A 614-nucleotide genomic window follows, 5' to 3' on the forward strand; every position below is an offset into this window, starting at 1 on the left:
GTTTATAGCTAATAATGCTTTAGGTAGTAATGCTTTAATAAATCCACAAGAAGATGCTACTCTCGAAAGCAAGTTGTTTAAGCTGCTTCAGAACAATGAAGTTAAAACAGACAAAGAGGCGTCTCTAGTATTATATGGAACGGCTGAACTTTCAAGTAGCTTTCGGATGCTTAAGTCTCGTTTTCAAAAGAAGCTGTTTAATCATCTACATCTAGTAAGGTTTGATTCAGATCTGTCAATCAACTTCAATCGGGCCGAACATAAATGTTTAACATTGTTAACTGAAGCTCATGTGCTGTGGATGGCATCTGAAAATAAGCTTGCAGTGAAAGTGCTTCTAAAGGCTATTAAAATAGCTGATGAACATGGCATAACAACCATGAAGGTAAAGGCTTTAGAACAATTAAGGAAGATTCACATTGATGCTAGCAATAGTTTAGGTTTTGAAGAAACTGAATGGCTCCTACAGGAAGCTTACCAGCTTGAAAGGGACGAACGAGAAGCAGAAAGCTTATACAGTATTATCATAATTAGTGTAAAAGGTGCGACAGTTATAAAATCACAGATTTTAGATGAGTTTCCGCCTATCATTGAAAAGTTTGAATCTCTTTGGC

Annotated in this window: 1 protein-coding gene; it reads left to right on the plus strand. The window is 36.3% G+C overall.

What is annotated here, in order from left to right; all coding sequences use genetic code 11:
* On the plus strand, nucleotides 1–614 hold a 614-nt coding region (locus tag ACFQ2O_RS22190; RefSeq protein WP_377533192.1), incomplete at both ends, for a hypothetical protein.

The organism is Pontibacter rugosus (assembly GCF_042678745.1).
Classification (GTDB): Bacteria; Bacteroidota; Bacteroidia; order Cytophagales; family Hymenobacteraceae; genus Pontibacter; species Pontibacter rugosus.